The organism is Intrasporangium chromatireducens Q5-1, assembly GCF_000576575.1.
Taxonomy (GTDB): domain Bacteria; phylum Actinomycetota; class Actinomycetes; order Actinomycetales; family Dermatophilaceae; genus Intrasporangium_A; species Intrasporangium_A chromatireducens.
Window position 1 is genome coordinate 1 of sequence record NZ_AWQS01000197.1, and the last position, 7093, is coordinate 7093.

Annotated in this window: 7 protein-coding genes, 1 pseudogene and 1 riboswitch; all 8 genes and pseudogenes read right to left on the reverse strand. The window is 73.3% G+C overall.

What is annotated here, in order from left to right; all coding sequences use genetic code 11:
* Positions 1–201, reverse strand: a 201-nt coding sequence (locus N864_RS17150; RefSeq protein ID WP_162164542.1) for a nicotinamide mononucleotide transporter, incomplete at its 3' end; no start/stop codon positions are given.
* Positions 202–303: 102 nt separating this feature from the next.
* Positions 304–432: riboswitch (FMN riboswitch) on the reverse strand.
* A 147-nt stretch (positions 433–579) separates the two neighbouring features.
* Positions 580–1236, reverse strand: a complete 657-nt coding sequence (gene rpe, locus N864_RS17155; protein WP_034719723.1) for a ribulose-phosphate 3-epimerase — start codon at positions 1234–1236, stop codon at positions 580–582.
* 9 nt (positions 1237–1245) lie between these two features.
* Positions 1246–2838, reverse strand: coding sequence for an RsmB/NOP family class I SAM-dependent RNA methyltransferase (locus N864_RS17160; RefSeq protein WP_034719725.1), 1593 nt, complete (start codon positions 2836–2838; stop codon positions 1246–1248).
* Entirely contained in the window at positions 2831–3778 is a 948-nt protein-coding gene (gene fmt, locus N864_RS17165) for a methionyl-tRNA formyltransferase (RefSeq protein ID WP_034719727.1), read from the reverse strand. Before fmt ends, N864_RS17160 begins: the two co-directional genes overlap by 8 nt.
* 1 nt (position 3779) lies before the next feature.
* Positions 3780–4325, reverse strand: a complete 546-nt coding sequence (def, locus tag N864_RS17170; protein WP_034719731.1) for a peptide deformylase — start codon at positions 4323–4325, stop codon at positions 3780–3782.
* A 64-nt stretch (positions 4326–4389) separates the two neighbouring features.
* Positions 4390–5643: an MFS transporter gene (locus N864_RS17175; RefSeq protein WP_034719733.1), complete on the reverse strand. Its 1254-nt coding sequence runs from the start codon at positions 5641–5643 to the stop codon at positions 4390–4392.
* Positions 5640–6182 carry an ArsR/SmtB family transcription factor gene (locus N864_RS17180; protein ID WP_034719734.1) on the reverse strand — a complete coding sequence of 181 codons (543 nt, stop codon included), beginning with the start codon at positions 6180–6182 and terminating at the stop codon, positions 5640–5642. Before N864_RS17180 ends, N864_RS17175 begins: the two co-directional genes overlap by 4 nt.
* 202 nt (positions 6183–6384) lie before the next feature.
* Positions 6385–7093, reverse strand: a pseudogene (locus N864_RS17185) (primosome assembly protein PriA); the annotation flags it as partial.

A 7093-nucleotide genomic window follows, 5' to 3' on the forward strand; every position in this document is an offset into this window, starting at 1 on the left:
CGCCACGTCGAAGGTGACGGTGATGTAGACGAAGAAGAGCAGGACGTTGCCGACGATCCCAACCGGCCAGGCCCAGACCCGCCGCACGAGCCCGCCGACCGCGGAGCCGAGGCCGAAGAGCACGCCGACGAGCTCGAGCCAGTGCAGCTCGTAGCCGCCGATCGGGATGCTCGCCTCGTAGAGCCAGCGCAGCAGATCCATGGGGGCTTCCTCCGTGTCGTCCGACCAGTCAGGGACGAGCTCCGGGAAGAAAACCACCATGGCCGACGTCCGCACCGGTCCACGACCGACGCTTACGCCAACCCCGTGCTGCCTCCCATCCGGACTTTCACCGTCGGTCCTGGAGTTTCACCAGGTCAACCGGCCGCTGGCTGCGGCCGGGTCGCGGACTATCACCGCCGGTTCGGAATTGCACCGACCCCGGAGCACGTACCTCGCATTATGGCACCGCTGTCGGGCGGGCCCCAGCCCCTGGTCATGTGATGGGACACACCTCGAGACGCAGGTATGCCGCTCAGCCCGCTCAGCGGCATACGGCAGCGGGTGCGTGGCTGGCCCGGAGCGCCCAGCTCGCGCGGCTCAGTGCGCGTGGCGCTGGGCGAGCGCCCGCAGCTCGGCCACGGCGCCCGCCGCGTCCTGCGCGCCGTAGACCGCCGAGCCGGCGACGAAGACGTCCGCCCCGGCCTCCGCGCACTGCTCGATCGTGTCCGCGCTGACCCCCCCGTCGACCTGCACCCAGATCTCGCCGCCGTGGCGCCGGACCGCCTCGCGGACCTCGCGGACCTTGGGCAGCTGGTCGGCCATGAAGGACTGGCCGCCGAAGCCCGGCTCGACGGTCATGACGAGGACCATGTCGAGCTCGGGCAGCAGCTCCTCGTAGGGCGCGAACGGCGTGCCGGGCTTGAGCGCCATGGCGGAGCGGGCCCCGGCGGAGCGGAGGGTCCGGGCCAGGCTGCGCGGGTCGCGGGCCGCCTCGATGTGGAAGGTGACCGACCCGCAGCCGGCCTCGGCGTACATCGGTGCCCAGCGGTCCGGGTCCTCGATCATCAGGTGTGCGTCGAGCGGGATCGGGCTGACCTTGAGCAGCGCCTCGACGACGGGCAGGCCGAGCGTGAGGTTGGGGACGAAGTGGTTGTCCATGACGTCGACATGGGCCCAGTCGGCGTTGCTGATCCGCTGCAGCTCGCCCTCGAGGTTCGCGAAGTCGGCGGACAGGATGCTCGGTGAGATCAGCACGGTGCCACCCTAGAGCTTGCGGATCAGGGCGAAGAACATCGCGTCCGTGCCGTGCACGTGCGGCCAGAGCTGCACGAAGGGGCCCTCGCCGAGACGGGGCAGCGGCTCCCCCGCGGCGTCGCGGAACAGGCCTCGCGCGTCGAGCACCTCGACGTCGCTGCGCTTCTTCACGACGTCCCGGACGACGAACCGCGTCTCGTTCAGGTGGGGAGAGCACGTCGCATACCCGATGACGCCACCGGGAGCCGTCGCGTCGATCGCCGACGCGAGCAGCTCGCGCTGGAGCCCCGCCAGGGCGGCGACGTCGGTGGGCTGCCGTCGCCAGCGCGCCTCCGGTCGCCGGCGCAATGCGCCGAGTCCGGTGCAGGGCGCGTCGACGAGCACGCGGCTGAAGATGGCCGGGCTCGCCTCGCCGACCTCCCGACCGTCCCCCTGGCGCACCTCGACCGTCGTGCCGAGCTCCTCGGCGCGGGCCTCGGCCGCGGCCAGCGTCTGCCGGACGAGCTCTGCTCGCTGGGCGTTGACCTCGTTGGCCAGGAAGGGGATTCGGCGCTCGATGGCGATCGCGGCAAGCAGGCCGGCCTTGCCGCCGGGTCCGGCGCACAGGTCGAGCCACCGCTCCTGCTCGGCGGCGGCTCCCGACACCTCGGCGCTCGCCAGGGCGAGGGCGAGCAGCTGGGAGCCCTCGTCCTGCACCGCCGCCCGCCCCTCGCGGACGGCCGGGATGGAGCCGGGCTCGCCCTCCGGGAGCACCGCGCCCTGCGGGCTCGTCGAGGAGGGCGTCGCGCCCGCGTCGACGAGCTCGGCGACGGTGGCGAGGCCGGGTCGCGCGACGAGCGAGACCTTGGCCGGGGTGTTGTCGACCTCCAGCAGGCGTTCGAGCTCCGCGTCCGCGGTCTCGGAGCTGGCGGTCCCGTGGCCGATGAGGGCGGCCCGCAGGGCCCCGACGACCCAGAGGGGGTGCGACATGCGGACGGCGAGGGCTTCCCGGGGGTCGCGACCGGCCGTCACGGCGGCCACCCACTCGTCGGGGCTCCGCTCGCTGACCCGTCGCATGACGGCGTTGACGAACCCGGCGGCGCCGGCGCCGTTGACCTGTCGGGCGAGCGCGACCGTCTCGTCCACCGCGGCGTGTGTCGGCACCCGCATCGCGAGCAGCTGGTGGATGCCGAGCCGCATGGTGTCGAGGACACGAGGGTCGATCCGCTCGACCGGACGGTCCGCGGCGATGGCTGCGATCGGGTCGTAGAGGCCGTGCATCCGGGTCGCCCCGTAGACGAGCTCGGTCGCGAAGCCGGCGTCCCGGCCATGGAGCCGCCGCTCGCGCAGCAGCTTGGGCAGGACCAGGTTGGCGTAGGCGCCGGCGTCGATCTCGCGCATCGCGGTGTAGGCGGTGAGCCGGGCCGGGTCGGTGCGCCGGGCCCGCTCCGAGGGACGCTGGCTCGACCGGTGCTGGGCCGACCGCTCACGGGCAGGGGTCCGCTGGCGCTCGCCCCGGCGCTCGGGACGCCGCTCGCCGTCCCGGCCCCGGTCGTCCCGGCCCCGGTCGTCCCGGCCGCGGTCGTCGCGGCGGGGGCCGCCGCCGCCTCGTCGCTCACTCATCGCCGAACCGCTCCCCTGGCTCGATCCGTGTGCCGCGGGCCCAGTCGGCTGCCGGCGTCGGTCGCTTGCCCTGCGCCTGCACCGTGCCGAGCCGCACGGCACCGCTCGCCGTGCCGACGAATACGGCCCGCTTCGTCACGAGCAGGGCGCCGGGGGCGAGTGGACCGCCCTCGGGCGCCTGGTCCGCGGGGACTAGCCCCACGGGCCCCAGCCGCACCCGCTCGCCACGCAGCGTCGTCCACGCGCCGGGGGCCGGGGTGCAGCCGCGCACCTGCCGGTCGACGGCGAGGGCGGGTCGCTCCCACCGGACCCGGGCGTCCTCCGCCTCGATCTTCGGTGCCAGCGAGACGCCCTCGGCCGGCTGCGGTTTCGGCTCGAGGGTGCCCGACTCGATGCCGCCCACCGTCGCGACGAGCAGACCCGCGCCGGCGGTGGCGAGGCGGGTGAGGAGGTCGCCGGCGGTGTCGTCGGGCCGGATCGGCTCGGTCATCACGCCGTAGACGGGCCCGGTGTCCATCCCGCGCTCGAGCCGGAAGGTCGTGGCTCCGGTCATCTCGTCGCCGGCCATGATGGCGCGCTGGACGGGGGCGGCGCCGCGCCAGGCAGGCAGGATCGAGAAGTGCAGGTTGACCCAGCCGTGGACCGGGATGTCGAGGCCGGCCTGGGTGATCAGGTTGCCGTAGGCGACGACGACGCAGAGGTCGGGCGCGAGGCGCGTCAGCTCGGCGAGGAAGTCCGGGTCCTTGGCCGAGCGCGGGGTGAGCACCGGGATGCCGAGCTGCTCGGCCCGCTGCCGCACGGGCGAGGACTCGAGGTGGCGCCCGCGACCGGTCGGTGCGTCCGGCCGGGTCACGGCGGCGACGACCTCGTGGGGCGAGGCGACGAGCGCATCGAGGCTCGGGATGGCGACGTCCGGCGTGCCGGCGAAGACGACCCTCACGTCACATCCCCAGCCCGAAGGTCGAGTGCGGGCTGACCTTGACCGTCGGCGCGGGCGCGCCTGCCCACTCCGCCTCGCGGATCTCCCGCATTGCGAGCTTGCGCGTCTCGCGGTCCAGCCGGTCGATGAACAGGATTCCGTCGAGGTGGTCCGTCTCGTGCTGCACGCACCGGGCGAGCAGTTCGGAGCCCTCGAGGAAGACCGGCTCGCCCCACATGTTCTGGCCGCGGGCGACGACGCTGAGGGCGCGTTTCGTGTCGTACTGCAGGCCGGGGAAGCTGAGGCAGCCCTCCGGCCCGTCCTGCTCCTCGGTCGACAGGTCGAGCACCGGGTTGACGAGGTGGCCGACGATCCCGTCGACCCAGTACGTGAAGACTCTCAGGGAGACGCCGATCTGGGGTGCGGCCAGCCCGGCGCCCGGCGCCTCGAGCATGGTGTCCTGCAGGTCCTTCACCAGCGTGTGCAGCTCCTTGTCGAAGTCGACGACCTCGGCCGCCGGGGAGCGCAGCACGGGGTCGCCGAAGAGGCGGATGTCCTTGATCGACACGCAGGCGGTCCTTGTCGGTCGGCGGCGGGCGGAGCAGCCGCGGCGGGCGCGGCTCGGCGCCAGTCTAGAGCGCAGCCGTCACGCGCCCCTCGGGCTCGTCGGCCCGGTGACGCAGGTTGCGCACGGACGGCGAGGCGAGCGCGGCGAGGGACACAGCGGCATACACGGCCGCGCTGCTGACGAGGAGCGTCTCGTGGTCGACGAGCGTGGCGAGCCAGCCGTAGAGGAAGGTGCCGACGGGGATCGCCACGAACGAGCCGAGCGCGTCGTAGCTCGACACGCGGGACAGGACGGAGACCGGGACGTGCTCGTGCAGCGCGGTGTTCCAGCCGACGCCGAAGATCTCGATGGCGGCACCGCCGATCAGGAACGCGACAGCGAGCGGCACGATTGCGGGCGCGATGCCGAGTATCGCGAGCGGGACGGCGATGACGGCGGTGGCGATCATGCCGGCCCGCAGCGGGTGGGTCAGGCGAAGCCGCATCATCACGAGCGTCATGAGCACGGTCCCGGCAGCCTCGGCGGACAGGATGACGCCCCACCCGGCCTCGCCGATGGCCGGGGTCGTCTTCGCGACGAGGGGCCCCATGACGCCGATGACGCCCACGTGGATTGCGTTCGTCACCCCGAAGGCGACGACGATGACCCAGAGCCATTGGCGGGACGTGAACTCGCTCCAGCCCTCGCGCAGGTCCCGCACCATCGAGCCCCGGACGGCGGTCCGCTCCTCGCGGGGCAGGCGCACCCGGGAGAGCGCGACGATGGCGACGACATAGGTGAAGGCGTCGGCCGCGAGCGCCCAGCCCGGGCCGACGCCGACGACGAGCAGGCCGGCGACCGCCGGACCCACGATGCCGAGGCTGCTGCGGCTGAACGACAGCATGGCGTTCGCCTGCTGCAGGCGCGCCCGGTCGACGACGAGCGGGACGATCCCCATCATGGCCGGCATCGTGAAGGCGGAGACGGCCCCGTTCAGCCCTTCGATGATCGTGATCTGGAGCAGGGTCGCGTGACCGGTGATGATGAGGGCCGCCGCGGCGGCCTGGGTGAGGCAGGTCAGCAGATGCGCCACCTGCAGGACCGCGATCCGCGAGAACCGGTCCGAGATGACGCCGCCGACGAGCAGGAAGGCCACCATCGCGATCGTCCGGACTCCGAGCACCTGGCCGAGGGCACTGGCGGACTGGTCGATGTGCAGCACCGCGAAGGCGAGGGCGACCGGTGCCATCGCCGAGCCGGCGGTGGAGACGGTGCGCGCGGTGAAGAACCAGGCGAACCGGCGATCGGAGAGGGCTCCGAGGGAGTCGCGCAGGTTCATCGGGACCCCTTGCTGCCGGGCTCCATGGTGAAGGCCGCGACGGACAGGTTCGCCCGCACCGCGCCGGTCGACCTGGGCGGCTGGGCTCGCTCGTGCATGAGGCGGCTGGCCCGGGTCACGAGGTCGAGCACCTGCTGCCACACCTCCGGCTCGACCCAGAGGTCTGCGTCAGTGAACAGCTGCGGGCCGGCGGCGCGCTCGGCGTAGCGGCTCGGGATCGCCGCCGCGAGGACCGAGGCGTAGGCCTGTCGGTCGGCCTCGGTTGCGCCCGCGGCCGGCTCGCGCGACGTCTCGTCCCAGAGGTGGCGGTACTTCTTGGCCCGCCCGCCCCGGACGTCCTCCTCGCCGGCGATGACGAGCAGGCCGGCGTCGAGCAGGAAGCGCAGGTGGTAGGACGCGTTGGCCTGTGTGATGCCGAGCTCGCGGGCCACCTCGGCGGCGCTCAGCTCGGCCCCGGTCAGCAGCGAGAGCATCTGCAGGCGCAGCGGGTGCGCGGTGGCCCGCAGCACGTTCCGTTGGGCGCCATCCTCCAAAGACATGTTTGGGAGTATGCCGCACCTCTACAGCGACCGTCAAGCACTCCTTTGGCACCCGTCGACTGAGCGCAAACTCCGGTTGCCACCCATCGAGTGAGCGCAAACTCCGGTTGCCACCCGTCGACTGAGCGCAAACTCCGGAGTTTGCGCTCACTCGACGTGGTAAAGGAGAGAGGGACCGGCGGCCCCAGGAGGGGCGGTGGGGTCAGAAGCCGTCGCTGGGGTCGACCCGCACCGTGACGGCGTCGGCCTCCTTGCGGGCCGAGCGGAACGCCTTGAGCGCCTGCAGTGACTGGGTCAGCTCCTCGGTCTGGGACACCGGCACCCGGACGAGCGCGTGCCACGCTGCGTCGGCCACGCCGCCCGTCCGCCGGCCCAGGTCAGGAACCGGCATCGGCCCGAGCACCTGGGCCGAGGGGGGCAGCTCGACCTGGCGAAGCGCTTCCTCGACGGCGCGCCGCGACCCGGTCAGCTGCGTCATCCGGACCGTCGGCGGCAGGGCGAGCTCGCGTCGGTCGGCGAGCTCGCGCTCGGCCAGCCAGCCCGGGTCCCAGCGCACGAGTGCCTCGACGGCCGGCAGGGTGACCCCTTCGGGCACGCCGCACAGCACGACGGTGCGGCCTGGGCGGGCCAGCGCTGCCGCGGCCGCCCAGCGACGCAAGGACTCGGTGGACGCATCAAGGACGGGCAGGTCGAGACTCGCCCACGCGTCGAGCAGGAGGACAGCCGAGTAGCCCTTCGGGGCAAGCGGTTCGGCGCCCGGCGTCGCGATCACGATCGCCGGCTCGTCCTCGACGGTCGCGTGCACCTCCCCTGACCCAGAGGTCACGACCGGCGCGCCCGGGAAGGCCCGCCCTATCTCCTCCGCGGTGCGGCGAGCGCCGGTCACGGACGACCGGAGCCGGCGCGAGCCG